The organism is Mycobacterium sp. E2733 (genome assembly GCF_001667585.1).
Taxonomy (GTDB): Bacteria; Actinomycetota; Actinomycetes; order Mycobacteriales; family Mycobacteriaceae; genus Mycobacterium.
The window spans coordinates 209,838-234,984 of sequence record NZ_LZJZ01000083.1; the positions used below are offsets into that span (position 1 = coordinate 209,838).

At 67.1% G+C, this 25,147-nt stretch carries 20 protein-coding genes and 1 pseudogene; 13 read left to right on the plus strand and 8 right to left on the minus strand.

Going from position 1 to position 25,147, the window contains the following annotated elements:
* Positions 1 to 95: 95 nt before the first annotated feature.
* From A5678_RS14465 to ag85C, 7 genes are all read left to right on the plus strand, one after another.
* Entirely contained in the window at positions 96 to 527 is a 432-nt protein-coding gene (locus tag A5678_RS14465) for an MmpS family transport accessory protein (protein WP_068043396.1), read from the plus strand.
* The gene (locus tag A5678_RS14470; RefSeq protein ID WP_068043398.1) at positions 524 to 3,430 is read left to right on the plus strand and encodes an RND family transporter; all 2,907 of its coding nucleotides are present in this window, start codon (positions 524 to 526) and stop codon (positions 3,428 to 3,430) included. The genes A5678_RS14465 and A5678_RS14470 overlap by 4 nt, the downstream gene beginning before the upstream one ends.
* Positions 3,431 to 3,464: 34 nt before the next feature.
* Positions 3,465 to 3,962, plus strand: coding sequence for a metallophosphoesterase (locus A5678_RS14475; protein ID WP_068043400.1), 498 nt, complete (start codon positions 3,465 to 3,467; stop codon positions 3,960 to 3,962).
* A 57-nt stretch (positions 3,963 to 4,019) separates the two neighbouring features.
* A complete protein-coding gene (locus A5678_RS14480) occupies positions 4,020 to 4,481 on the plus strand; it encodes a MarR family winged helix-turn-helix transcriptional regulator (protein WP_068043401.1) in 462 nt (153 codons plus the stop codon).
* The gene (locus A5678_RS14485; RefSeq protein WP_068043403.1) at positions 4,478 to 5,308 is read left to right on the plus strand and encodes an ATP-binding cassette domain-containing protein; all 831 of its coding nucleotides are present in this window, start codon (positions 4,478 to 4,480) and stop codon (positions 5,306 to 5,308) included. Before A5678_RS14480 ends, A5678_RS14485 begins: the two co-directional genes overlap by 4 nt.
* On the plus strand, positions 5,298 to 6,116 hold the full coding sequence (locus tag A5678_RS14490) for an ABC transporter permease (protein ID WP_068043624.1): 819 nt from the start codon (positions 5,298 to 5,300) through the stop codon (positions 6,114 to 6,116). Before A5678_RS14485 ends, A5678_RS14490 begins: the two co-directional genes overlap by 11 nt.
* Positions 6,117 to 6,350: 234 nt before the next feature.
* Positions 6,351 to 7,391 (plus strand): diacylglycerol acyltransferase/mycolyltransferase Ag85C, encoded by a 1,041-nt coding sequence (gene ag85C, locus A5678_RS14495; protein WP_068043405.1) that lies wholly within the window; start codon positions 6,351 to 6,353, stop codon positions 7,389 to 7,391.
* Positions 7,392 to 7,432: 41 nt separating this feature from the next.
* Here the strand turns inward: ag85C and A5678_RS14500 are convergent, their stop codons facing one another.
* The 4 genes from A5678_RS14500 to A5678_RS14515 form a co-directional block, all read right to left on the minus strand.
* Positions 7,433 to 8,146 (minus strand): YoaK family protein, encoded by a 714-nt coding sequence (locus A5678_RS14500; RefSeq protein WP_068043625.1) that lies wholly within the window; start codon positions 8,144 to 8,146, stop codon positions 7,433 to 7,435.
* A 49-nt stretch (positions 8,147 to 8,195) separates the two neighbouring features.
* The gene (locus tag A5678_RS14505) at positions 8,196 to 9,545 is read right to left on the minus strand and encodes a maltokinase (protein WP_068043406.1); all 1,350 of its coding nucleotides are present in this window, start codon (positions 9,543 to 9,545) and stop codon (positions 8,196 to 8,198) included.
* A complete protein-coding gene (treS, locus tag A5678_RS14510; protein ID WP_068043626.1) occupies positions 9,538 to 11,316 on the minus strand; it encodes a maltose alpha-D-glucosyltransferase in 1,779 nt (592 codons plus the stop codon). Before treS ends, A5678_RS14505 begins: the two co-directional genes overlap by 8 nt.
* 121 nt (positions 11,317 to 11,437) lie before the next feature.
* Positions 11,438 to 12,487, minus strand: a complete 1,050-nt coding sequence (locus A5678_RS14515; protein WP_068043408.1) for a S1C family serine protease — start codon at positions 12,485 to 12,487, stop codon at positions 11,438 to 11,440.
* A gap of 140 nt (positions 12,488 to 12,627) precedes the next feature.
* Here A5678_RS14515 and A5678_RS14520 point away from each other — a divergent pair, with 140 nt between their 5' ends.
* Positions 12,628 to 13,044, plus strand: coding sequence for a TIGR03668 family PPOX class F420-dependent oxidoreductase (locus tag A5678_RS14520; protein WP_068043410.1), 417 nt, complete (start codon positions 12,628 to 12,630; stop codon positions 13,042 to 13,044).
* A 166-nt stretch (positions 13,045 to 13,210) separates the two neighbouring features.
* Positions 13,211 to 15,370, plus strand: coding sequence for an elongation factor G-like protein EF-G2 (locus tag A5678_RS14525; protein ID WP_068043412.1), 2,160 nt, complete (start codon positions 13,211 to 13,213; stop codon positions 15,368 to 15,370).
* A 14-nt stretch (positions 15,371 to 15,384) separates the two neighbouring features.
* On the opposite strand, the gene A5678_RS14530 is transcribed toward A5678_RS14525, so the two are convergent.
* The gene (locus tag A5678_RS14530; RefSeq protein WP_068043415.1) at positions 15,385 to 16,950 is read right to left on the minus strand and encodes a FadD7 family fatty acid--CoA ligase; all 1,566 of its coding nucleotides are present in this window, start codon (positions 16,948 to 16,950) and stop codon (positions 15,385 to 15,387) included.
* 250 nt (positions 16,951 to 17,200) lie between these two features.
* Here A5678_RS14530 and oxc point away from each other — a divergent pair, with 250 nt between their 5' ends.
* The gene (gene oxc, locus A5678_RS14535; RefSeq protein ID WP_068043417.1) at positions 17,201 to 18,949 is read left to right on the plus strand and encodes an oxalyl-CoA decarboxylase; all 1,749 of its coding nucleotides are present in this window, start codon (positions 17,201 to 17,203) and stop codon (positions 18,947 to 18,949) included.
* On the opposite strand, the gene A5678_RS14540 is transcribed toward oxc, so the two are convergent.
* On the minus strand, positions 18,933 to 19,865 hold the full coding sequence (locus tag A5678_RS14540; RefSeq protein WP_068043628.1) for a LysR family transcriptional regulator: 933 nt from the start codon (positions 19,863 to 19,865) through the stop codon (positions 18,933 to 18,935). The two genes, oxc and A5678_RS14540, sit on opposite strands and share 17 nt — an antisense overlap.
* Before the next feature lie 297 nt (positions 19,866 to 20,162).
* On the opposite strand from A5678_RS14540, the gene A5678_RS14545 reads away from it, so the two are divergent.
* Both A5678_RS14545 and A5678_RS14550 read left to right on the plus strand, forming a co-directional pair.
* Positions 20,163 to 20,918 (plus strand): L,D-transpeptidase, encoded by a 756-nt coding sequence (locus A5678_RS14545; RefSeq protein WP_068043418.1) that lies wholly within the window; start codon positions 20,163 to 20,165, stop codon positions 20,916 to 20,918.
* A gap of 85 nt (positions 20,919 to 21,003) precedes the next feature.
* Positions 21,004 to 21,692: pseudogene (locus A5678_RS14550) on the plus strand (SDR family oxidoreductase); the annotation flags it as partial.
* Between the two features lie 11 nt (positions 21,693 to 21,703).
* Here A5678_RS14550 and A5678_RS14555 read toward each other — a convergent pair.
* On the minus strand, positions 21,704 to 22,315 hold the full coding sequence (locus A5678_RS14555; protein ID WP_068043422.1) for a hypothetical protein: 612 nt from the start codon (positions 22,313 to 22,315) through the stop codon (positions 21,704 to 21,706).
* A 130-nt stretch (positions 22,316 to 22,445) separates the two neighbouring features.
* Between A5678_RS14555 and A5678_RS14560 the strand changes: the two genes are divergently transcribed.
* Positions 22,446 to 23,390, plus strand: coding sequence for an NADP-dependent oxidoreductase (locus A5678_RS14560; protein ID WP_068043631.1), 945 nt, complete (start codon positions 22,446 to 22,448; stop codon positions 23,388 to 23,390).
* Here A5678_RS14560 and A5678_RS14565 read toward each other — a convergent pair.
* On the minus strand, positions 23,382 to 25,136 hold the full coding sequence (locus A5678_RS14565) for an NRAMP family divalent metal transporter (RefSeq protein ID WP_068043423.1): 1,755 nt from the start codon (positions 25,134 to 25,136) through the stop codon (positions 23,382 to 23,384). The two genes, A5678_RS14560 and A5678_RS14565, sit on opposite strands and share 9 nt — an antisense overlap.
* Positions 25,137 to 25,147 lie beyond the last annotated feature (11 nt).

The following is a 25,147-nucleotide window of genomic DNA, read 5'->3' on the forward strand; positions in this document are numbered from 1 at the left end:
CCCTCAGGTGCGGGCCAAACGGCCCTATTGGCTGCGCCGACGCGGGCAGAAACTCCGTACCAGGGCGACCAGGTCACGAGGGAAAGGAAACGTCAGTGTCCACGTTCCTCAAACGGGCTTGGGTGCCGCTCGTCGTCGTGGTGGCGGTCATCCTCGGCGGTATCGCCGTCGAGCGGCTCCGCGGCGTTTTCGGCTCCGATGCGATCTTCACCGCGACGGGCAGCAGCGCCCGACCACTCGAACCCTCGCACATCAAGCAGGTGACCTACGAGGTCTACGGCCCCAGCGACACCGCGGGAACCGTGAGCTACCTGGACAACAAGGCGCAACCGGAACAGGCGAACTTCACCACGCTGCCGTGGACCTTCACGGTCACCACAACGGTGCCCGCCGTGATCGCCAGCGTGGTGGCACAGGGCAACAGCGACGACATCGGTTGCCGCATTACCGTCAACGGTGTGGTCAAGGACCAGCGCTCGTCGGCCGGCCGCCACGCCCAGACTTCCTGTCTGGTGAAGGCCGCATGAAAACCGATAGCGACACCCGGCCCAGATTCATGCGGTTCGTCCGCGCCTTCGCGTGGCCGATCATCATCGGCTGGCTGCTCCTGACCGTCGCCCTGAACGTGCTTGTGCCGCCGATCGAGTCGGTCGCACGCCACCATGCGGTGACGATGTCTCCGCAGGACGCGCCCGCGATGATCGCGGCCAAGCGGATGGGCGCCACCTTCCACGAGTCGGATTCCGACAGCATCGCGATGATCGTGCTCGAGAGTGATAAGCCACTCGGTGACGAGGCGCACCGCTATTACGACGGCTTGGTGAACAAACTGCAGGCCGACCCCAAGCACGTGCAGCACGTTCAGAACGTCTGGGGAGACCCGCTCACCGCCGCCGGTGTCCAGAGCCGGGACGGCAAAGCCGCCTACGTCCAACTCAACCTGGCCGGCAACCAGGGCAGCACCGAGGGCAACGAATCCGTCGACGCGGTGCGAAAGATCGTTGACAGGTCAGCGCCGCCCCACGGGCTCAAGGTCTACGTCACCGGCCCGGCGCCGCTGACGACGGACATGAACGAGGCCGCCGACAAGAGCATGTTCAAGATGATGGGCGTGACGGGCGTGGTCATCATGATCATGCTCTTCATCGCCTACCGCTCCGTCAGCACGGTGCTCCTGGTCCTCGTCATGGTCGGTTTCGAGATGGGCACGGCCAGGGGGCTGGTCGCGCTGCTCGGAAACAACCGGCTGTTGGGATTTTCTACGTTCGTCGTCGCCATGCTGTCATCGCTGGCGATTGCGGCGGGAACCGATTACGCGATCTTTCTCATCGGCCGCTACCAGGAGGCTCGGCAGGCGGGTCAGGATCGAGAGACGGCCTGGTACACCATGTTTCGTGGGACCTCGCACATCATCTTGGGCTCGGGATTGACCATCGCCGGGGCCACGTTCTGCTTGCACCTGGCACGCCTGTCGTACTTCAAGGCACTCGGCATTCCTTCCGCACTGGGCCTGTTGGTCGTCGTCGCGGGAGCGATGACAGCGGCCCCCGCCGTCGTCGCGGTCGCCACCGGGTTCGGCCTGCTCGACCCGAGGCGGATGATCAAGACGCGCGGGTGGCGGCGCATCGGCACCGCCACCGTGCGCTGGCCCGGTCCGGTGTTCGCGGCCTCACTTGTCATCGCGATCGTCGGCATCCTCATCATGCCGAGCATGAAGGTCAGCTACAACGATCGCTTCTACATACCGCACAACCTTCCCTCGAATGTCGGATACGCGGCTGCGGAACGCCATTTCAGCGCCGCCACAATGAATCCCGACATCCTCATGATCGAAGCCGATCATGACATGCGAAACAGCGGCGACATGATCATCCTGGACCGGCTCGCCAAAGACGTATTCCGCTCACCCGGAATCGCGATGGTGCAGAGCATCACCCGGCCGTTGGGTGGACCCATCGAGCACACGTCCATACCGTTTCAGATCAGCGCCCAATCGATCCCGATCCAACAGAACCTGCAATTCATGCGGGACCGCACGGACGACATGCTCAAGATGAGCGACGACCTCGGCGCCATGATCGCCTCGATGCAGCGGATGCAGGGCTTGCTCGGGCAGATGAGCGACGCGACCCATCGCATGGTCGGTGATATGGGCGAGATGCAGGCCACGCTGAACGAGATGCGCGACCACCTAGCGGATTTCGACGATTTCGCTCGGCCGTTCCGGAGCTATCTGTATTGGGAACGGCACTGCTTCAACATCCCCGTCTGCTGGGCCGCGAGGTCGGTGTTCGAGGCGATCGATGGCGTGGACAAGTTCAGCGAGAACATGAGCACGCTGATCAAAGATGTGAACAACGTCGACGCCATACTGCCCCAGATGCAGGCCGAGTTCCCGCCGATCATCGCCGTCGCCAAATCGATGCAGGGGACCCTGCTCACGATGCACAGCAGCTTCTCGGGCCTGGTCACCCAAATGGCGCAGATGACCGATACGGCCAGCGCGATGGGCCAGGCCTTCGACGCTTCCCGGAGTGGCGACTACTTTTATTTGCCGCCGGAAGCGTTTCAGAATCCCGACTTCCAACGCGGCCTGAAGCTTTTCCTGTCGCCCGACGGTAAGGCCGCGCGCTTCATCATCACCCATGATGCCGATCCGGCGACGCCGGCGGGTATTTCCGCGGTGATGCCGGCACTGGCCGCCGCGCATCAAGCGGTGAAGGGGACGACGCTGACCGGAGCCAAGTTCTATCTCGCGGGGACGGCGGCCATCTATCGCGATATCCAGTCGGGCTCCCATTACGACCTGCTGATCGTCGGACTCGCGGCGCTGACGCTGATCTTCGTCGTCATGCTGATCATCACGCGTGCGCTGGTCGCATCCATGGTGATCGTCGGCACGGTGTTGCTGTCGCTGGGTGCCGCCTTCGGGCTCTCGGTATTGGTGTGGCAACACCTCTTGGGCCTGGAGTTGAACTGGATCGCGCCGGTTTTCGGGCTGATCATCCTGCTGGCCGTCGGATCCGACTACAACCTGCTGCTGGTGTCGCGGTTCCAGGAGGAGATCGGCGCGGGGTTGCGGACCGGCATCATTCGCTCCATGGGCGAGACCGGTGGCGTCGTCACCTCCGCGGGCCTGGTGTTCGCCTTCACCATGATGTCGATGGTCGCCAGCGACCTGCGCTCAATCGGCCAGGCCGGCAGCACGATTGGCCTCGGCCTGTTGTTCGACACGCTGATCGTGCGCTCGTTGATGACACCGTCGATCGCGGCGCTGCTGGGGCGCTGGTTCTGGTGGCCGTTGCGCGTGCGGCCCCGCCCGGCCAGCGCCATGCTGCGGCCCTTCGGACCCCGTCGCCTTGTTCGTTCCTTGCTGCTGGGCGAGGAGGCAGATGCGCCCACCGGCCGGCTCCACAAAGTCGAAGTGTGAGGGACCGCGCAAGATAGGGCGCAAGATAGGGGTTGTGCGGCTGCTGCTGATCTCCGATACCCACGTGCCCAAGCGCGCCCGCGACTTGCCCGCACGGGTCTGGGATGAGGTGGACGCGGCCGACGTGGTCATGCACGCGGGCGACTGGGTGGTGCCCGAGTTGCTCGACGAACTCGAGACCAGGTCGGCCCGGCTGGTGGCTTGCTGGGGCAACAATGACGGGCCGGCGCTGCGGGCGAGGCTGCCGGAACGCGCGGACGTGACCCTGGCGGGCGTGCGATTCACGGTCGTGCACGAGACCGGCGCAGCGGCGGGCCGCGAAGCCCGGATGTCGCGGCTGTACCCCGACACCCAGGTGCTGGTGTTCGGGCACAGCCACATCCCCTGGGACACCAGTGCCGACACCGGGCTGCGCCTGCTCAATCCCGGCTCGCCGACGGATCGCCGCCGGCAGCCGTTCTGCACCTACATGACCGCACGCCTCGCCGACGGGGCCCTCGCCGACGTGGTCCTGCATCGCCTTCCGAAGTAGCGGGTACATACCTTCTGCACAGCTTCCGCACATAGATAGCTCCACTACAGAGGTATTATCGAGAAGGTGAAGTCAAGTACCGACGTGGTCACCGAGGTGTTTCGCGTCGTCGGCAGGTTCCGCCGGCAACTCCGACGGTCGGCCGGGCGCGGCTTCGATTCGTCGCGGTTGACCGAGTCGCAGTCCGAGCTGTTGTGGCTGGTGGGCCGGCGGCCGGGCGTCTCGGTCAACGCCGCCGCCGCCGAGCTCGGGCTGGCCCCCAACACCGCTTCGACCCTGGTCTCCAAGCTGGTATCCGGCGGATTGCTGACGCGGACGGTCGGCGACACCGACCGCAGGGTTGGCCGGCTACACCTTGCCGAGCCCGCCCAGCAGGTCGTCGACGCGTCCCGCGCCGCACGGCGAGCCGTGCTGGCCGAGGTTCTCGCCGAGCTTGACGATGATCAAATCGAGTATTTGACAAGAGGATTGGAGGTCATTGAGACGATGACCCAGAAACTGCTGGAGCGACGACCATGAGCGCATCACTGCCGATGGCGATCGATGCCAGACACCTGACCTATCGCTACGGCCAGTTCACCGCCGTCAACGACGTGACGTTGCAGGTGCGGCCGGGCGAAACCATGGGCTTGCTCGGTCCGAACGGCGCCGGAAAGACGACCATGGTCCGGATGCTCACCACGCTGACGCCGGTGCAGCAGGGTGAACTGCGCGTCTTCGGCTTGGACGCCCGCCGCCAAACCACCGACATTCGCAGCAACATCGGCTATGTGCCGCAACAGCTCTCGATCGAGCCCGCACTGACCGGCCGGCAGAATGTCGAATGGTTCGCACGCCTCTACGGTGTGCCCCGGGCCGAGCGTTCCGAGCGGGTCGGTCAGGCGCTGGCCGCCATGGACCTGCTCGACGTGGCCGACCGGATGGCCTCCGCGTATTCCGGCGGCATGGTCCGCCGCCTCGAGGTGGCCCAGGCGCTGGTGAACCGGCCGTCGCTGTTGGTTCTCGACGAACCGACCGTCGGGCTGGACCCGATTGCGCGCGACGGCGTCTGGACACAGGTGCGGAAGATGCAGGCGCAGTTCGGGATGACCGTGCTGCTCACCACCCACTACATGGAAGAGGCCGACGCGTTGTGCGACCGCGTCGCGCTGATGCACCACGGTGAGTTGCGGGCGGTGGGCTCGCCCGCCAAGTTGAAGTCGACGGTGGGGCCGCGCGCGACCCTCGATGACGTGTTCCGCCACTATGCGGCCTCGGGCTTGGAGGACGAGGCGGCGTCGTCCGAGGCGGCGGGATCGCTCCGCGAAATCCGTTCTGCCAGAAAGGTTGCGCGCCGTGTCGGTTGATAGCGCCATGCCGGGCACCCTGGTCCGCGCGCCGCGCGGATGGCAACGGGTCGGTGCCGTGTTCAGCCGCATCGGCGCGTTCGCGATCGTCGAACTACAGAAGTTGCAGCACGACCGGACCGAGCTCGTCACCCGGATGGTGCAGCCTGCGCTGTGGCTATTGATCTTCGGGACAACATTCAGCCACCTGCACGTCATCCAGACCGGATCGGTGTCCTACCTCGCCTTCCTGGCACCGGGGATCATCGCCCAGTCGGCGCTGTTCATCTCCATTTTCTATGGGATACAGATCATTTGGGATCGAGACGCGGGCGTCCTGGCCAAGCTGATGGTGACGCCCGCCCCCGCGTCGGCGCTGATTTCCGGCAAGGCGTTTGCGGCCGGGGTGCGCTCGGTCGCGCAGGTGGTCGGCGTGATGGCGCTGGCGTATCTGATGAACGTCGGCCTGACGGTCAACCCGTTGCGGATCCTGGCGGCGATGGCCGTCGTGATGCTCGGTGCCGCGTTCTTCGCCTGCCTGTCAATGACGCTGGCCGGCTTGGTGCGCAACCGCGATCGCCTGATGGGGATCGGTCAGGCCATCACGATGCCGCTGTTCTTCGCCTCGAACGCGTTGTATCCGGTCGACGTGATGCCGACGTGGCTGCACGTGTTGAGTCGAGTCAACCCGCTCAGTTATGAGGTCGACGCCTTGCGGGGGCTGCTGATCGGCACGCCATTCAACCCGATGGACATCGTCGTGCTGGTGGTGGCCGCGGTGCTCGGAATCGCCACGGCATCAACGCTATTGCGCCGGCTCGTCGCCTAGGGGCCATCGGCGCCATAGCCGATAGGCCAGCGGTTGGAAAGGCCGGCACGCGGTTCCGATAACGAATCGTGACCCAACGGTGACGATTCCCGGCTGACGCCCAATCGTTAGCCAACCGCGACGTGAAGCTCCGGCCGCGACAGGCGAATTGCGCCCTCCCTCCGTGTTTCACTGCCCAGCGAACGGATTCGACCGCCGCACACGGCAGATGAAAGTTGGGATGGGTAGAGAGCTATGAAGTTCTTCGAAGAGTTGCGGAAGTTGCGTAGTGCCGCGGCAACCATGCCGCGTCAGCTGGCGGTCGCGGCTATGGGGGCTGCCCTGATGTCCGGCCTCGTCACCGCCGCCGGCGGCGCGGCTACCGCGGGGGCGTTCTCGAAGCCGGGGCTGCCGGTGGAGTACCTGGAGGTGCCGTCACCGTCGATGGGCCGCAACATCAAGGTCCAGTTCGAAGGCGGTGGACCGCACGCGGTGTACCTGCTCGACGGTTTGCGGGCCCAGGACGACTACAACGGCTGGGACATCAACACCCCGGCCTTCGAGGAGTTCTACCAATCCGGCCTGTCGGTGGTGATGCCGGTCGGCGGGCAGTCCAGCTTCTACACCAACTGGTACCAGCCTTCGTCGGGCAACGGTCAGAACTACACCTACAAGTGGGAGACGTTCCTGACCCAGGAGATGCCGCTGTGGCTGCAGGCCAACAAGCAGATCTCGCCGGCCGGCAACGCGGCGGTGGGCCTGTCGATGTCCGGCGGCTCCGCCCTGATCCTGGCCGCGTACTACCCGCAGCAATTCCCTTACGCCGCATCGCTTTCGGGTTTCCTCAACCCGTCCGAGGGCTGGTGGCCGACGCTGATCGGGCTGGCGATGAACGACTCGGGTGGCTACAACGCCAACAGCATGTGGGGTCCGTCCACTGACCCGGCGTGGAAGCGCAACGACCCGATGCTGCAGATTCCGCGGCTGGTCGCCAACAACACCCGGATCTGGGTCTACTGCGGCAACGGGACCCCCAGCGACCTCGGCGGCGACAACATGCCGGCCAAGTTCCTGGAAGGTCTGACGCTGCGCACAAACCAGCAGTTCCAGAACACCTACGCGGCCGCGGGCGGGCGCAACGGCACGTTCAACTTCCCGGCCAACGGGACGCACTCGTGGCCCTACTGGAACCAGCAGTTGCTCGCCATGAAGCCCGACATCCAGCAGGTGCTATTGGCCAGCAACACCACTGCCCAACCGGCACAACCGGCGCAACCGGCGCAACCGGCCACCTGAGATCCTCCCAGCCAGCAACGGCAGTAGCGCACCGGTCAGCGCTACTGCCGTTGCTTTTTGGCCGACTCGGCTTCCAGCAGCAGCGCGCGGCGGTCCTGATGGAAATACGTGTAAGCGGTTGTCAATGCGCACAAGGCCGTAGCCATCACCAGCATCCAGGTCCCGTTGACGACCAGGCTGATGAAGCCGCCCACGGTGGCGCCGACCACAAAGCTGCCCAGCAGCAGAAAGTACCCGAGCCAGTCCGAGGTGCTTCCGCCACCGGCGATGTGGCGTTCGATGCCCTGACCCATCTTCACGGTCGTGCCGGTCACATAGCTCAACGGCACCGAGACCTCGCCGTCCTTGACAAACGACGTGTTCAATGCCCCGGTGCCGAAGGCCATCAGCACTATCGGCGCGAAGTCGAGGAGATTTGCTTCCCATCCCGTATCGACAAGGTCCACCACGGTCGCGGCCAGCAGGCTGAAGGTGGTCAGCACTGTCGGGCCGTGCGGATGGTCCACCCAAAAGAATCGCCGGCACAGTGATGCAACGATCACGCCGGCGACGAACGCCACAATGAGCAGGCCGGCGCTGGCGGCAAGCCACACTTCGCCGGTGAAGTACCCGAGCACGGCGCGTTGGGCATTGCCGGTGACGAAAACCACGAAGTATCCGGCGGAGTGGGTAAATGAGATCGCGCCCACCACACCCGCGAGCACCGCCAGCACCCACGACAGCCGTGCCTCGCTATTGAACGTTTCACTCGCCACACGCACATGCTGTCAGACCATGGCGGCGCGCGCAGCGCGGACGATCTCCCTAGGTGGCGGTGAGCCGGGCGATCGAGCGCAGCGGGATCGGCAGCCAGCCGGGCCGGTGCCGCGCCTCATAGCCTGCCTCGTACACGGCCTTGTCGAGTTCGTAGGCGGCCAGCAGCGCAGCCGAATCGCGCGGGTCGGTGCCCGACGCGGCGGCGTAGCCCTCGCAGAACGCGGTCCGGTTGCGCTCGACCCATTCCCGGGCGCGGGCGGCCAATTGCTTGTCGGCCGCCTGGTCCACCAGGGGTCCGTACGCGGCGTATTCGAACGACCGCAGCACACCGGCCACGTCGCGCAGCGATGAGTCCGGCGCCCGGCGCTCCTCGAGCGGCTGCCCCGGTTCACCCTCGAAATCGATGAGCAGCCAGCTTTCGGGCGTGCGCAGCACCTGGCCGAGGTGCAGGTCCCCGTGTACCCGCTGGACGGTGATCGTCTGGCCGGCGAGTTTGGAGAATCGCTCCTCGATGGTCGCCGCGTACTCCTGCAGTTCGGGCACCTTCGCCACGGTCGACGACAGTCGTGCCAGCACGGTGTCGACCGGGAAGGCCGACTGCGCCGTTCCCAAGGACTCCGCCAGGGTGGCGTGCACGGACGCCACGGCCTCGCCGAGCCGCCGGGATTCGCCGGCGAAGTCGCCGCCGACCTCGTGCGCATACAGGTCGCCCTCCGCGAACAGGTCGCGAACGCTCGCGGTGGCCATCGCCCACCCCTCCGCGGCGTTGGACGCAAACTCCGTCACCATGCCTAGCGGCCACGCCGCATCGGCGGTGCCGTCCGGCGCCGCCATCTCGTAGGTGCCCAGCAGCCGGGCCACGTGCGGGTTACCGGCGCGCCCCAGCACGCGGTTCAGTTCGACGTCCGGGTTGATGCCGGTGCTGACCCGGCGAAACGCCTTGAAGATCGCGTCGCGGTCGAAGATGACGCTGGTATTGCTCTGTTCGGCGTCGGAGACGTGTGGCAGCGCCTCCAGCGGCAGCACGACGTCGGGTTCTTTGAGGAACCTCACCTCGGTGCCGGACGCGGTACGAACGGCCGACGAGTCGATCAACGACAACAGGAACTGGGGCGCGTCGGTGTCGTACAGGCCGTCGAAGCCCGTGCGGTCGCCGGCCGCGCCGATGGTGGCCACGGTGCTGTACTCGGAGACCGGCGCGGCGTCCCACCGCACGATCACCTGGTAGCGCTCGGACGAGCCGTCGGTGTACTGGGCGTCGACCAGCACCAGGTCGAGGTCCTCCCGCAGCGGGACGACCACGGCGGCTTCGGCGGAGGTCAGTTCCCGATTGCGTCCGGCGTACCACCGTTGCTGTGGGAGCCAGTCCGACCACGGCAACTTGGCTGGCTCAGTCACGAGAGTCCTCCTCACATGCGGTCAGCTGGAACCAGTAGAACCCGTGGCCCGGCAACGTCAGCAGATAGGGCAGGTGCCCGATCCGCGGAAATTCGACATGCCCGGTCAGTTCCACCGGCGTGCAACCGCTCCAGTGCTGCAGATTCAGTTCGATCGGCTGCGGAAACCGCGACAGGTTGTTGACGCACAACACCGTGTCGCCGTCGTCGGGCACCTGGCGCACGAATGCCAGCACCGACGGGTTCGAGCCGCCCAACTCCTCGAATGTGCCGATCGCGAAGGCGTCGTGGCGGCGCCGCACCGCCAACATCACGCGGGTGAAGTTCAGCAACGACGTGGAGGTGTCACGTTGGGCCTCCACGTTGACGGCCTGGTAGCCGTAGACGGAGTCCTGGCTGGGCGGCAGGTAGAGCCGGCCAGGGTTGGCTTTGGAGAACCCCGCGTTGCGGTCCGGCGTCCACTGCATCGGGGTGCGCACACCGTCGCGATCACCTAACCAGATGACGTCGCCCATGCCGATCTCGTCGCCGTAGTACAGGACCGGCGAGCCGGGCAGCGACAGGAGCAGCGCGGTGAACAGTTCGATCTGGTTGCGGTCGTTGTCCAGCAGCGGCGCCAGGCGGCGCCGGATCCCGACGTTCGCCTTCATTCGCGGATCCTTGGCGTACTCGGAGTACATGTAGTCGCGTTCTTCGTCGGTGACCATCTCCAGCGTCAACTCGTCGTGGTTGCGCAGGAAGATTCCCCATTGCGCCATCTCGGGGATTTCCGGCGTCTGCGCCAGGATCTCCGAGATCGGAATCCGCGACTCCCGGCGAACCGCCATGAAGATGCGCGGCATCAGCGGGAAGTGGAACGCCATGTGGCATTCGTCGCCGCCGGTGCTGCTCTCGCCGAAGTACTCGACGACGTCGGCCGGCCACTGGTTGGCCTCGGCCAGCAGCACTCGGCCCGGAAACTCGTCGTCGATGACCTTGCGGACGCGCTTGAGGAAGGCGTGCGTCTCGGGCAGGTTCTCGCAATTGGTGCCCTCCCGCTCGAACAGGTAGGGCACCGCGTCCAGCCGGAATCCGTCGATGCCGAGGCCCAGCCAGAAGCGCAGGACGTCGATCATGGCTTCCTGCACGGCAGGGTTGTCGTAGTTCAGGTCCGGCTGGTGCGAGAAGAACCGGTGCCAGTAGAACTGTTTGCGCACCGGGTCGAAAGTCCAGTTGGACTCCTCGGTGTCGATGAAGATGATCCGGGCGTCGGTGTACTTCTCGCTGGTGTCGCTCCACACGTAGAAGTCGCCGTACGGACCATCGGGGTCGTGCCGCGACTCCTGGAACCAGGGGTGTGAATCCGAGGTGTGGTTCATCACGAGATCGGTGATGACCCGGATGCCCCGCTCGTGCGCGGCGTTGAGCAGCGCTACGAAATCCTCGACCGTGCCGAACTCGGGCAGCACCTTGTAGAAGTCCCGGATGTCGTAACCACCATCGCGCAGCGGCGAGTCGTAGAAGGGCGGCAGCCAGATGCAGTCGATGCCCAGCCACTGCAGATAGTCCAGGCGTCCGAGGAGCCCGCGCAGGTCGCCCGACCCGTCCGCGTTGGCGTCGAAGAACGCCCGCACCAGCACCTCGTAGAACACGGCGTGCTTGAACCACGTCGGGTCGGTGGGCAGCGCGGCGGCGTTGTCGAAGTCATCGGAATCGGGGTGCTCGACGACACCGCCCTGGACGTGGCTGCCCCCTGCGGGATGGTGCTCGACAGCTTCTCTTGCGTCGTTCATCAAATCCACGATGCCACGGGTACCCGAGGCGTGACATTCGGAATCACACCCGCCGATATGTGACGAAACAAGCTCGGCACCAAGGGAATTGGCCAGCCGCCGGGCATCGTCGAGGTGAGGATCAGGCCGGAGGGCCGTCGGCCAGCGTCACGTTCGTGGTGCGGTCGCCGCCCCCGGCGGAGCGGTAGCGCAGCGTGATGTTGTCGCCGGGGTGGTGCGGGACGAGCACTTCCGTCATCGACGTGGCGCCGGTGATCGCGACGTTGTCAACCCCGGTGATGACGTCACCGGGGGAGATCCCGGCCGCCGCCGCGGGGCCGCTGGTGACCACCCGCTCGACGCGGGCGCCGTTGCCGTTGTTGTCGGTCACGCCCAGGCCGAGGAACGCGGTCGGGCCGATGTGCACGGTGTTGGAGCCCGCGCCCGACCTGATCTGCCCCGCCACGCCCATCGCCCTGCCGATCGGGATGGCGAAGCCCTGCCCGCCGCCTGACATCTTGTAGTTATCGGTGGCGGCGGTGTTCACACCGACGACCTGGCCGCCGCTGTTGACCAGCGGACCGCCGGAGTCGCCGGGCCTGATCGGTGTGTCGGCCTGGATCAGCCCGCCCAGCGATTCGTTGGCGCCGGTCAGGGTGTCGGTCGCGGAGACCGACTGGTTCAGCGCGATGACCTTGCCGGACACCGCACTGGGCGTTCCGCCCTGGCCGCCGGCGTTGCCCATCGCGACGACCGGTTCACCCACCGAGACGCCGCCCCCGATCGCGGCGGTCGGAAGCCCGGCTCCGCCGCGGAGCTGTAGCACCGCGATGTCCTGGGTGCGGTCGTAGCCGACCACGTCGACGTCGTACGTCTGCCCGTTGCCGACGTCGAACGCGCTGATATCCGTCGCACCGGAGATCACGTGATTGTTGGTGAGCACGACACCGTTGGGGTCGATGACGATGCCGGTTCCGGCGCCGACCGCGTTGTTGTAGCCGAACTTCGTGCTGATGTTGACCACTTGCGGCCCCACCTGGCCGACCAACGCGGCGGGGTCGAGGGGCGCCTGCGGTTGAGGGAACGGCGCTGCGCCCGCAGGCACGGTGCCCAAACCGAGGCCCAGTCCGACCACAGCCAGCACGCTGACCAACCATGACCACCAGACCGAGCGGTGGTGCGATTTGCTCATCCGACACCCTTCCTGCTTCGCGGTAAACACCAAACTGTCCCGGCCTTGCGGTTCTGGGCGGCACAATTATGTGTATATAACCGTAATGCAGGTAGCTATTCACGGCAGTGGCAAGGTTCCGATCGGCCTACGCTGACACGGTGGGCGAATTCGACCCCAAGGCCAGCTTCACCCGATCCCCGGTGGCCCGACTGGCCACGATCACGCCCGACGGCCTCCCCCACCTGGTGCCGGTGGTGTTCGCGGCCACTGACGACGCGCCCGACGTGGTTTACACCGCCGTCGACGCGAAACCCAAGACGACGCGGCGGCTGCGGCGGCTGGCGAACATTGCAGAGAACCCCCACGTGAGCCTGCTCGTCGACCATTACGCCGATGACTGGACACGGCTGTGGTGGGTGCGGGCCGACGGTACGGCGAGCGTCCATACGAGCGGGCCGACGATCGAGTCCGCATACCGGCTACTGCGTGCCAAATACCCTCAGTACCAATCGGTTCCGTTGGACGGACCGGTGATCGCGATCGCGGTTCGCCGCTGGTCGAGCTGGCACGTCTGACGGACGACGCTTCCTTACCCTCAAGGCCCTGGCAAATGTGGCCCTCCCGCGGCCTTGTGTTGGGCCGCGGTTGGGGGAAAAGTTGCCTGTAGACCCCTGTGAGCTAGGACACATCACGCTGGGCGCACCCGCCGGCGATGCCACCGGGGAGAACTGGAGGAAGGTCATGGCGGACAGAGCGAATGCCTCCCAGGGCGCGGCGGCCGCCCCCATCGCGAACGGTCCCGGCGACGTGCGCAACATCGTCCTGGTGGGGCCCTCGGGTGGCGGCAAGACCACCCTGGTCGAGGCGCTGCTGGTTGCCGGTGGGGTGCTGACCAGAGCGGGTTCGGTCACCGAAGGCAGCACAGTCTGCGACTACGACGAAGCCGAGATCCGCCAGCAGCGGTCCGTCGGCGTTGCCGTCGCCTCCCTGGCGCACGACGGCATCAAGATCAATTTGGTCGACACCCCGGGGTACGCCGATTTCGTCGGCGAGTTGCGGGCCGGCCTGCGCGCCGCGGACTGCGCGCTGTTCGTGATCGCGGCCAACGAGGGTGTCGACGAACCCACCAAATCGCTATGGCAGGAATGCGATCAGGTCGGCATGCCCCGCGCCGTGGTGATCACCAAGCTCGACCACACCCGGGCCAACTACTCCGAAGCGTTGGCCGCCGCGCAGAACGCGTTCGGCGACAAGGTGTTACCGCTGTACCTGCCGACCGGGCTGCCGTCCTGCGAAGGACTGATCGGGCTGCTGTCGCAGACCCTCTACCACTACGCCGACGGCAAGCGGACCACGCAACCACCCGATCCGTCCGACGCCGACCGGATCGAGGAGGCTCGCGGGACCCTCATCGAAGGCATCATCGAAGAATCGGAGGACGAATCGCTGATGGATCGCTACCTCGGCGGCGAGTCCATCGACGAAGCGGTGCTCATCGAGGACCTGGAGCGCGCCGTCGCCCGTGGGTCGTTCTTCCCGGTGATCCCGGTGTGCAGCAGCACCGGCGTCGGCACCCTGGAACTGCTCGAGGTCGCGACGCGCGGATTCCCGTCGCCGATGGAACATCCACTCCCGGAGGTGTTTACGCCGCAGGGCGCCCCGCACGCGACGCTGACCTGCGATGCGGACGCACCCCTGCTCGCGGAGGTGGTGAAGACGACGTCGGACCCCTACGTCGGAAGGGTCAGCCTGGTCCGGGTGTTCTCCGGGACCATCAGGCCCGACACGACGGTTCATGTGTCGGGCCATTTTGCGTCGTTCTTCGGGGCGGTCAACGGGAACGGCAGCACGCACCCCGACCACGACGAAGACGAGCGCATCGGAGTCCTGTCCTTCCCGCTCGGCAAGCAGCAGCGGCCCGCACCGGCGGTGGTGGCGGGCGACATCTGCGCGATCGGCAAGCTGAGCCGGGCCGAAACCGGCGACACCCTCTCGGACAAGGCCGAACCGCTCGTGCTGAAGCCGTGGACCATGCCCGAGCCCCTGCTGCCGGTCGCGATTCAGGCGCACGCCAAGACCGACGAGGACAAGCTCTCGGTCGGGCTGGGCCGGCTGGCCGCCGAGGACCCGACGCTGCGGATCGAGCAGAACCAGGAAACTCACCAGATCGTGTTGTGGTGCATGGGCGAAGCCCACTCCGGCGTCGTCCTCGACGCGCTGGCCAACCGGTACGGCGTCACGGTCGACACCGTGGAACTGCGGGTGCCGCTGCGAGAAACGTTCGGCGGCAAGGCGAAAGGCCACGGCCGCCACGTCAAGCAGTCCGGCGGGCACGGCCAGTACGCGGTGTGCGACATCGAAGTGGAGCCGTTGCCGGAAGGCTCCGGATTTGAGTTCCTCGACAAGGTGGTCGGGGGGGCGGTACCGCGCCAATTCATCCCGAGCGTGGAGAAGGGCGTGCGCGCGCAGATGGAGAAGGGCGTGCACGCCGGCTATCCCGTGGTCGACATCCGGGTAACCCTGCTCGACGGCAAGGCCCACAGCGTGGATTCGTCGGATTTCGCGTTCCAGATGGCGGGCTCCCTCGCGCTGCGCGAGGCGGCCGCGGCGACCAAGGTGAGCCTGCTCGAGCCCATCGACGAAATCTCGGTGCTGGTGCCCGACGATTTCGTGGGTGCGGTGATGGGCGACCTGTCGGGCCGTCGCGGCCGCGTGCTCGGTACCGACACCGTCGGCCACGAACGAACTTTGGTCAAAGCCGAGGTACCGCAGGTGGAGTTGACGCGCTACGCCATCGACTTGCGCTCACTGGCCCACGGGGCGGCGTCGTTCACCCGGGCCTTCGCCCGCTACGAACCGATGCCGGAAACCGCGGCCACCCGGGTGAAGGCCACCGTCTGAGCGCGGAAGAATGGTCAGGACGCGAATCGCTCGGCGACCGCGCGGCGGTCCAGGGATCCCTTCGCGGTGTGCGGTAGCTCCGCCGCCTGCCGGAAACTGGCCGGCACCTCGAAGGGGGCAAGCCGGTCGCGGGCGAAAGCGGCGAGTTCGTCCACGCTCGGCGCGGCGGATCCACGGGGAACGATCACCGCGGCCACCGTCTCGCCGTACAGCTTGTCGGGCACCCCGAAGACGGCCACCTCCAGCACGTCGGGGTGGCTGCTCAGCACGCCCTCGACGCGTTCGGGGGAGATCTTCTCCCCGCCCCGGTTGATGAGTTCCTTGATCCGCCCACGGATGATCAGTTCACCGGCCGCCGACAGCGTTCCCAGGTCGCCGGTGCGCAACCACCCGTCGGTGAAATTGGCGGCGGTGATCGCCGGGTCGCCGAGGTAGCCCCGGACCACGGTCGGTCCGTGCAGCCAGACCTCACCGACCTCCCCCGCGGGCACGGGCCGGCCGTCGGGCCCGACGATTCTGATCTCCGGTCCCGTCGAGCGGCCGACGAGACCTGGTGTCGCAGCCGGGTTTTCGGTGTGACCGATTTCGGTGGTGGCGACCTGGTGGGTGGCTTCGGTCATGCCGAAGGCGCACACCACCGGGGCAGAGAACGTGTCCTGCAGCGCCTGCGCCGTTTCGGCCGTGAGGGGGGCGCTGCAGCTGCGGATGAACCGCAATGCGGCGTCGCCCGGTCGGTCGGTTTCGGCCCGCTCCAAAAGGATCTGGTGAATCGTCGGGACCGCCGTGTACCAGGTGGCGCGGACGGACTCGATGTCGTCCCAGAAGGTGTGGGCCGAGAACCGTCCGCGCGCGGGCAGCAACACCGCTCCCCCGGACACCAGCGTCCCCAGCAGCGCTGCGAGCAGGCCGTGACCGTGGTAGAGCGGCATCACCGCCACCGTGGCGTCCCCGGGGCCGAGCCCGTATCCGGCGATGATGGCCCGCACCGATGCGGCGACGTTACCCCGGGTCCAGGGGACCATCTTCGGCATCCCGGTGGTGCCGCCGGTGAACATGATCATGGCGTCGTCGTTGCGCAGACCCTCTGGCGTCGAAACATGTTGCGCGGGAGCGCCGGTCACATCCAAGTGCACCGTTGGCCCGCTTTCCGTCACCGCGAGGGGCCACCACGGCAGGCCCGGTTCCCCTTGGTCGGCGGGCGCGTCGCCGTCGATGAGCGCGGCCCGGGCGCCCACCGCCTCGCTGCGGGCGCGCTGATCACCGACGGGAAGGGCCGGGTCCAGCGGGACCGCAATCAGGTCGGCCCGCGAAGTCGCCAACAGTCCGACGACGAATTCCGCGTTGCTTCCGGAGCGCAGCGCGACGCGATCGCCCGGCCGCAGCCCGGCCCGCTTCAGTTGCCCGGCGAGGTCGTCCACCAGCCGCGTCAGGTCGCGGTAGCTGACCGGTGTCCGGGCGGAGCTGACGACGAGCGCGGGCGCCCCCGGGGACCGGCGCGCCGCCTCCTCGACCAGATCCGCGATGCGTGGGCCCGGCACGTCCGCCGTGACACGGCCGCCGATGATCGCCTCGGATTTCATCGCCGCGCTCCTTCTCCCGTTGTCGTCCACCTGCTCGAACCATGCCCCGTGCCCGTCCGCGCGTCCAATACCGATTCACTCACGACCGATAACCGTCGGCTATCGACGCGATCGAGCCCGGCTGGCCGGCGCCGATAGACGGCGTGAATCGCGGCATAGCGGCTCCGTCTTGGACACCCGCCGGGCGGCCGGGTCACAGTAGGGGCGGAGGCTTTACTTCAGCTCCGACCACAGACGAGGAGTCGGCACCATGACCGCAGTTTCGGCATCTCCCGGCCGGGCGCAGCAGCCCACGCGTTTGATCGACGGCTTTCACCTGGTGGTGGATGCGCTCAAGGCCAACGGCGTGACCACCATCTACGGGATCGTCGGCATCCCCATCACCGACCTCGCCCGCGTCGCGCAGGCGTCGGGCATCCGCTACATCGGCTTCCGGCAGGAGACTTCGGCCGGCAATGCCGCCGCCGCCGCGGGATTCCTGACCCGCCGGCCGGGCGTGTGCCTCACGACGTCCGGGCCCGGTTTCCTCAACGGGTTGCCGGCGCTCGCCAACGCCACCGCGAACTGCTTCCCGATGATTCAGATTTCGGGCTCCAGCAATCGGGCGCTGGTGGACTTGCAACGCGGTGACTACCAGGACATCGACCAGCTCAACGCCGCCCGGCCGTTCGCGAAGGCGGCCTATCGGATCGGCCGGATCGAGGACATCGGGCGCGGCGTCGCACGTGCCATCCGCACGGCGATCTCCGGCCGTCCCGGCGGCGTATACCTCGACATCCCCGGCGATGTGTTGGGGCAGGCGATGGACGCCGCGGCCAGCGCGGACACGATCTGGCGGATCGTCGACCCCGCACCCCGGCAGCTGCCGGCGCCCGACGCGGTCGAGCACGCGCTACAGGTGCTGGCGCAGGCGAAGCGACCGTTGATCGTGCTCGGCAAGGGCGCGGCGTACGCCCAGGCCGACAACGTGATTCGCGATTTTGTCGAGGCCAGCGGCATTCCGTTCCTGCCGATGTCGATGGCCAAGGGGCTGCTGCCGGATTCCCACCCGCAGTCGGCGGCGGCCGCGCGCTCGCTTGCGGTCGCGCGCGCCGACGTCGTGTTGCTGGTCGGCGCCCGGCTGAATTGGCTACTCGGCCATGGGGCCTCACCGCAATGGCCCGCCGACACGAAGTTCGTACAGGTCGATATCGCGCCGTCGGAGTTCGACAGCAATCAGCCGATCGCCGCGCCCGTGGCCGGCGACATCGGCTCGGTGATGTCGGCGCTGCGGGACGGCCTGGCCGCCCGCCCCGTCGCCGTGCCCGCGGAATGGACCGAGGAGCTGGCCGAGCGCATCGCACGCAACGACGCCAAGATGCGGGAACGCCTGGCCGAAAACCCGCATCCCATGCGCTTTTACAACGCGCTGGTCGCGATTCGTACTGTTCTGCAGGAAAATCCCGGGACTTACGTCGTCAACGAGGGAGCCAACGCGCTGGACCTGGCCCGCAACGTCATCGGCATGGAGTTGCCGCGGCACCGGCTCGACACGGGAACTTGGGGCGTCATGGGCATCGGCATGGGCTACGCGATCGCGGCCGCCGTCGAAACCGGCGACCCCGTGGTCGCGATCGAGGGTGATAGCGCATTCGGCTTCAGCGGAATGGAAATCGAGACGATTTGCCGCTACCGGCTTCCGGTGACAGTCGTCATTCTCAACAACGGCGGCGTCTATCGCGGCGACGAGGTTGCGCCGAACACGGCGGCCACAGACCTCGATCCGGCGCCGACGGTCCTGAACGCGCGGGCGCATCACGAGCTGCTGGCGGAGGCCTTCGGCGGCAAGGGATATCACGTCACCACCCCTGCGGAGCTGCAGTCGGCGCTGTCGGAGTCGATCCGCTCGCGGATGCCGTCGATCATCGACTGCGAGCTCGACCCTGGGGCCGGGGTGGAGAGCGGGCACCTGGCGCGCCTGAACCCGACCAGTGCGGCGGCGGTCAGCGCCGGTGGGTGATTCGCGAGAGCTGCGCGTCGAAGAACTCGTTCAGCGACAGCTGCGCCGCCGAGGCGGCGAGCGCGCGGGCGATCGGTGATCCCGGTCCGGCCGAACTGGTGGCCAGTGCGACGTCGGCCTTGAGCACCGGATCGACCATCTCCACCGCGCGGACTTCCGGCCCAAGCGGCGATGTCCACAACCAGGTGTGCGGCACGATGCATGCCCAGCTTCCCGCTGCGACCTGAGCGAACAGCGAAGCGACGGAATCGGTTTCGACCTGCGGTGCCACCTCGATGGCGTGGTCGGCGAAGGCCTTGTCGATGATCTGGCGATCCCGCATCTCGGGCGTGAGCAGCGCCAGCGGCAACTGCGCGGCCTCCGGCCAGGTCATCGTCGAGGCGGCGGATCCCAGCATGTCCGCCGGCGACAACAACACATAGTGCTCCTCATACAGCGGCACCAGGTTCACATCGTGGCCCTCGTCGGGCGCCGCATGCACGATCGCGGCGTCCAGTTCGAATTCGCGCAGCCGCCGGTACAATTCGGTGCCCGACAACCGGGAAAGGATATGCACCTTCGCCAACGGGTGCGCCGAACAGAACGCCGAGAGCAACAGGGAGGCGGTCGTCGAGGCGGTGGGGACCGTGCCCAGGCGCAGCATGCCGGTGATACCCGACCGCACCGCATGCACCTCGGACTTGAAGGCGTCGTGCTCGGCGAGAATCCGCTTGGCCCACACCACCAACCGCTCGCCTTCGGGCGTGAGGCCCTCGAAGCTGTGCCCCCGATTGATCAGCGTGACGTTCAGTTCCCGCTCCAGCTTGGCGATCGCGGCGGACAACGCGGGTTGGGATACGAAGCACTTCTCCGCCGCGCGGGCGAAGTGGCGCTCCTGCGCGACGGCGACGAAGTACTCCAATTGACGGAAGAGCACCCGCACCTCCTCGGCCCCCGAATCTTTGCCGAGGCTAACGCGTCGCAGGCGCGCGAGCCAGTCCGGTTACCCCGCCGCCAAATTGCCTGTGCGGGCGCCGAACCGCCGCAAGACGGGGTGATCGCGCCCGCGTGCGGCGCAATTTAGCGTTGGCTTCACGACACCGTCGAACCGGTTCGGCCGCCGAATCGTTATCGTGGCGACCAGCGAGCCCGTAAAGTTTGCTGAAAGCGGCAATGCGGGTACAGCCGGTAGAATACAGTCGTGTTAATCGCACCATCTCGAAGGGCGGGCGCTATGCGTCGAGGTGTTCGTTATCTATTTGTTATGGTCGCGATCACAGCGATGGGTCTGGTCGCACCGATCGGCCGCAGCCACGCGTCGGTCCCGGTGCCACCGCCCGCCCCGGCGATTGCCGCGGTTTTGCCGGCTAACGGCGCGGTGGTGGGCGTGGCGCACCCGGTCGTGGTGACGTTCACCGCTCCGATCAGGGATCGAGGCGCCGTCGAGCGGTCCATCCACGTCACAGCGCCGAGCAACACGCCCGGACACTTCGAGTGGGTCGAGAACAACGTCGTGCAGTGGGTGCCGAACCAGTACTGGCGCCCCCACACCCACGTTTCGGTGGGCATTCAGGCCCTGACCACGGGATTCGACACCGGTGACGCGTTACTCGGTGTCGCCAGCATCTCCGCGCACACCTTCACCGTCAGCCGGAACGGAGAAGTGCTGCGCACCATGCCGGCGTCGATGGGCAAGCCCAGCCGACCCACACCCATCGGCAACTTCACCGCCCTGGAAAAGCAGCGCACAGTGGTCATGGATTCGCGGACCATCGGCATCCCACTCAGCTCGCCCGAGGGGTACAAGATCACCGCCAGTTATGCGGTTCGCGTCACCTGGAGCGGCGTCTACGTGCACTCGGCACCCTGGTCAGTCGACTCACAGGGATACGCCAACGTCAGTCATGGCTGCATCAACCTCAGTCCCGACAACGCCGCCTGGTACTTCAACCAGGTCAACGTCGGCGATCCCATTCAGGTCGTCGCCTGATGCTGGCCGTGCGCCAGCGAAATTCCGCCCCTGACGCCCACCGGTGTGGCAACCGTCACAACGGTTGAACGGAAGACCGGCCCGTGGGTACGCCAACAGCAAGTGGGCCGGCGAGGTGTTGCTGCGCGAGGCGCACGACCTGTGCGAGCTGCCCGTCGCCGTCTTCCGGTCCGACATGATCCTCGCCCACCGCCGCTACGCCGGTCAGCTGAACGTGCCGGATGCCTTTACGCGGCTGATCTTCAGCTTGCTTGTCACCGGCATCGCGCAGTCGTCGTTCTACGAGACCACCGGCACCGGCGGCCGCCCCGTCGCCCACTACGACGGGCTGCCCGCCGACTTCGTGGCCGAAGCGGTGACCGCGCTCGGCGAGCAGATCGCAACGGTCGCCGACGATGCGGAACTTGCCGGGGTGTTTCGCTCCTATGAAGTGATGAATCCGCACGATGACGGCATCTCCCTGGACGTGTTCGTGGACTGGCTGATCGCCGACGGCCACGACATCCTGCGGATCGACGACTACGACGAATGGCTCGGCCGCTTCGCCACCGCGCTTCGGGCCCTATCGGACAAGCAGCGCCAACAGTCCGTGCTGCCGTTGCTGGACGCTTATCGGAAGCCGGAGAAGCCACTACGCGGCGCGCAGGCCCCGACCGATTCTTCCGCGGCGCGGTCCGGGCGGCCAAACTCGTTGCGGACAAGGGCATTCCGCATCTGTCGGCGGACTTGATCGCCAAGTATGCTTTCGATCTGCGGTTGCTCGGCCTGGTATAGCCGCGACGGGGCTAGCCGGGCATGCCCTTCTTGATCGCGGCGTCCTGCTTGCGCCCGATATCGATTGTCATGCCCGGGTCGATCGGATCGCCGGGCGCGCTGTGAAATTCGAGATTGACCAGCGCCTTGCCCTCGCTGAACAGCAACACCGTCACTGCTTGCGCATTGTCAGGAGACGTACCGGAGATCATGATTCCGCCTGCGCCGACGTCAACCGGGTGCCACGTACCGATGACCTTGCCTCCGTAATTGGCCCTGGTGCTTTCCACTTCGGCCGCCGCCGTCGCGGGATCCGCGAATATCAGGATACTGTCGCCGATTCGCCGCTTGTTGTCGGCGCTTGCGAACAGCTGCGCCACCCCCGGTGCGTTGTTCGGGTTCAGCACGGGTGGCTGGGGGGTGGTGAGATCGCCGGGGATGTCGGCCGGCTTGATCAGTAGTGCGGTGTAATCCGTCGGTTGCCCCGGCGACGGGCTGGCCACGCTGGAACTGACAGAGGGAGATGCGGAACTCGAATACGTCGGGGCTGGGTTGTTGCCGCCGCCGCAACCCGCGAGCGCCGCGCCGACCACGACGCCGGTCGCGACGGCCCACCCGGCGACACCGATGCGACGTACCTTCATGGGCGTTCCTTCCGCGTCCCGGCCCCGGCGGCGCAACGAACATCCACCCGGACGTCGACGACTGGGTACCCGTTTTGCGGTGCCTATGCTGGCGTGGGAGGCCGTCTCCGCGGGCGGGGAGGAGATCGACATGACGGCTACGACCGCGCGCGCCGTTCGGTTCGACCGGTACGGGGGCCGCGAGGTCCTGTACGTGGCGGAGATCGGCATGCCCACCCCCGCGGCCGGGGAGGTGGTCGTCGAGGTCCGCGCCGCCGGAATCAACCCCGGCGAGGCCGCCATCCGAACCGGCGCCATCCACGACATATTTCCCGCGACGTTTCCGTCCGGCGAGGGCAGCGACCTCGCCGGCGTCGTGACCGCGCTAGGCCCCGGGGTCACCGAATTCTCGGTCGGCGACCAGGTTTTGGGATTCAGCTTCAGCCGATCCAGCCATGCGACCCACGTCGCGGTGCCGGTCGGTCAGCTGATTCGCAAACCGCCCCAACTCAGTTGGGAGATAGCGGGTTCCCTCTACGTCGTCGGCGTCACCGCCTACGCGGCCGTCCGCGCGGTGGATCCGCAACCGGGTGAGACCGTCGCCGTCTCGGCGGCCGCGGGCGGCGTGGGCAGCCTCGTCGTGCAACTTCTGGTGCTGCGGACGGCGCGGGTACTCGGTATCGCCGGGCCGGGCAACGCCGACTGGCTGCGGACTCATGGCGTCATCCCGATCCCCTATGGCGACGGCCTGGCTGACCGGCTGCGCGAAGCGGCGCCGACCGGGATCGACGCATTCATCGATCTCTTCGGTCCCGAGTACGTCCAGCTGGCCGTCGACCTCGGCGTCGCACCCGAACGGATCGACACCATCATCTCCTTTCAGAAGGCGGGCGAGGTCGGCGCCAAGACCGAAGGGAGCGCCGAGGCGTCGACCCCGGAGGTGCTGGCCGAGATGGCCGGCCTCATCGTCAGCGGCACCATCGATTTCGAGGTCGCCGCCACCTATCCACTGGATCGGGTCGCGGACGCCTACGAAGAACTGGAGAAGCGGCACACGCGCGGCAAAATCGTTCTGCTGCCTAATGATTCACAATGACGCGGCCGGTCCAACCACGCCGGCCTGCACGATCTTGACGACCACCAGCGCGACCGCCACGACCAGGTAAGCGCGCAGCGTGAACAGCCCCGCCCTGCGTGCCGGCGACATGGCCGGGCGCGCCAGACCGGCGAGGCTGGGCGTCTGCCACGTCAATCGGTCCTGCCGGCGCACGACGCGACGCTCTGCGCGGGTGAGCGTCGGGGTGTCGTCGAGCTCGTCGACCTGCCCGGGGTCGAGGCCGCCCCCGAGCGTCCGCACGACGGCTTCCGCCTCGCGCAGCCCGGTATAGCGGCGGCCCGCGATGATGACCGCAGCGCCGCCGACGACGCCGATCGCCGCGCCGACTGCGAGGCCGGGTCCGATGGTGGACGTCGACAGGCCCGGGAAGAATGTCGTTGCCGTCAACGCCAGCGACAGCAGCACCAGCGACCACACGATGGTCCACGCAACGATGTTCTGCGGCACGCTGTTCGCCCACGGGCCCAGCAGCGCCCGGTCATTGCAGAGCAGCACGAGGAAGACCGTCGCCGAGGGCAGCAGGACACCGGCGAGCGCCTGCACACCCTGGGTCACCAGACCGAGGATGTGGTCGGGGCTGAACGCGACCGCCGCCGAGACCGCGAGCAGCAGGGCGTAACCGCCGTAGAACAGGGGAGCCTCGGTGATCTTCCAGTGCAACGAGTGCCGCCTGCCCATCGCGTCCCCGATGGCATACGTGGTGGCCAACCCGATGGCATTGGCCCCGATCAGCGAGGCGTCCAGCAGGATGACCGCGAACAGCGTCCCGACCGTGCCGCCGAGGTGCCTGGACAGCCCGGCCGCCACCGCGCCGGCGTCGGTGAAATGCCCCGCGTCGGAGGTGCCGGCCATCCCGAAGGCGGCGACCGCCATCAGGGCCGTCGCGCCGACCATGACCACGACGATCCCGATCACCAAATCGGCTCGGGCGTAGGACATCCAGCGGGCGGTGATGCGCTTGTCCACCACGTTGGACTGCTGGAAGAACAGCTGCCAGGGCGCCACCGTGGTGCCCACGATCGCGATGACCAACAGCAGGACGGTGGAGTTGACCCCGCCCGTGAATCGCGGAACGAGCCCGCCGGCAATCCCTGTCACCGTCGGATGCACCAACAGCACCATCGGGATGACCAATACGTTCACCGCGATCAGCAGGAACATCAGTCCCTCCCAGCGCCGAAACGACCCGCCGGCGACCACCGCGAACAGCAGGACGGCGGCGGCCGGGATCGCGATCACCTTCGGGCAGCCCAGGAACCCGAGTGCCAGTGCGACGCCGATAAATTCGGTGACGATCGTCAGCGCGTTCAAGATCAGCAGGTCACCGACGCTGAACGCACCCCAGAACTTGCCGAAGCGCTCGAAGATCAACCGCGCATGGCCGACTCGGGTGACCGCGCCGAGCCGGAGCACCATTTCCTGGTTCACGTACAGCACCGGGATCAGCAGCGTCAGCGTCCATAGCAGCGCCATCCCGTAGTTCTGCCCGGCCTGCGCGTAGGTCGCGACGCCGCCCGCGTCGTTGTCGCCCACCATGACGATCAGCCCGGGACCGGTGATGACCAGCAACGTGCGCACACGACGCCAGAGCCCGCCCTGCGCGCCGGCGCCGTCACGCCGGATACGCCCGAACGCACCGATGATGTCGCCGGCGTGGGCGGCGTCGGGATGCGTCGGCGCAGCGGCGTTGATGGCGCCGACGGCCTCGGAAGAGGCGGTGGTCATTGTGTTCTCGC

Bases quoted from the DNA above. Each gene is read 5' to 3' on its own strand.
- treS (WP_068043626.1), bottom strand. From the start codon at position 11,316: ATGAACGACGCAAGAGAAGCTGTCGAGCACCATCCCGCAGGGGGCAGC.
- A5678_RS14485 (WP_068043403.1), top strand. From the start codon at position 4,478: ATGAGCGCATCACTGCCGATGGCGATCGATGCCAGACACCTGACCTAT.
- A5678_RS14530 (WP_068043415.1), bottom strand. From the start codon at position 16,950: ATGAAATCCGAGGCGATCATCGGCGGCCGTGTCACGGCGGACGTGCCG.
- A5678_RS14565 (WP_068043423.1), bottom strand. From the start codon at position 25,136: ATGACCACCGCCTCTTCCGAGGCCGTCGGCGCCATCAACGCCGCTGCG.
- A5678_RS14470 (WP_068043398.1), top strand. From the start codon at position 524: ATGAAAACCGATAGCGACACCCGGCCCAGATTCATGCGGTTCGTCCGC.
- ag85C (WP_068043405.1), top strand. From the start codon at position 6,351: ATGAAGTTCTTCGAAGAGTTGCGGAAGTTGCGTAGTGCCGCGGCAACC.
- A5678_RS14525 (WP_068043412.1), top strand. From the start codon at position 13,211: ATGGCGGACAGAGCGAATGCCTCCCAGGGCGCGGCGGCCGCCCCCATC.
- A5678_RS14560 (WP_068043631.1), top strand. From the start codon at position 22,446: ATGACGGCTACGACCGCGCGCGCCGTTCGGTTCGACCGGTACGGGGGC.
- A5678_RS14515 (WP_068043408.1), bottom strand. From the start codon at position 12,487: ATGAGCAAATCGCACCACCGCTCGGTCTGGTGGTCATGGTTGGTCAGC.
- oxc (WP_068043417.1), top strand. From the start codon at position 17,201: ATGACCGCAGTTTCGGCATCTCCCGGCCGGGCGCAGCAGCCCACGCGT.
- A5678_RS14545 (WP_068043418.1), top strand. From the start codon at position 20,163: ATGCGTCGAGGTGTTCGTTATCTATTTGTTATGGTCGCGATCACAGCG.
- A5678_RS14555 (WP_068043422.1), bottom strand. From the start codon at position 22,315: ATGAAGGTACGTCGCATCGGTGTCGCCGGGTGGGCCGTCGCGACCGGC.